The organism is Neisseria sp. P0021.S007 (assembly GCF_051956855.1).
The window spans coordinates 1-619 of record NZ_JBQCXA010000725.1 but is presented as its reverse complement, the minus strand read 5'-3'; the positions used below and the strand labels follow the sequence as shown (position 1 = coordinate 619).

The 619-nt window shown below is 50.6% G+C and carries 1 protein-coding gene; it reads left to right on the top strand.

The window, feature by feature from the left end:
* On the top strand, positions 1 to 449 hold a 449-nt coding region (locus ACTHUR_RS15615; protein ID WP_440399552.1), incomplete at its 5' end, for an aquaporin.
* Positions 450 to 619: the final 170 nt, after the last annotated feature.

The following is a 619-nucleotide window of genomic DNA, read 5'->3' as shown; positions in this document are numbered from 1 at the left end:
ACATCGTATCCCAAGTGGTCGGTGCGATTGCCGCTGCGGGCGTTCTGTATCTGATTGCTTCCGGTAAAACCGTTTTTGATGCTGTTGCTTCCGGCTTTGCCAGCAACGGTTTCGGCGAACACTCTCCTAACGGTTACGACATGATGGCGGCTTTGCTGATCGAATTCGTACTGACCGCATTCTTCCTAATCATTATCATGGGTTCTACCGACAAACTAGCTCCGGCCGGCTTTGCTCCTATCGCCATCGGCCTTGGTCTGACCCTGATTCACTTGATCAGCATTCCTGTAACCAATACTTCCGTCAACCCTGCACGTTCTACCGGCGTTGCCTTGTTCCAAGGCGGCTGGGCTGTTGAACAATTGTGGTTGTTCTGGTTGGCTCCTATTGCCGGCGCAGCAGTTGGCGCGGCTATTTACCGCTTCGTTTTGGCTAACGACGAAAAATAATCTTGACGGAATGACATTCCCGGGGCGGCTGATACTCTAAACTGACCGCACCCAAGTTGCCGAGATACAAACGCACCGCCTGACTCAGACGGTGCGTTTGTTTTCGCCATGTTACAATCCTCTCTTTTCCCACATTCTCAAACCATCATGAAAACCTTAACTTTTAAAAA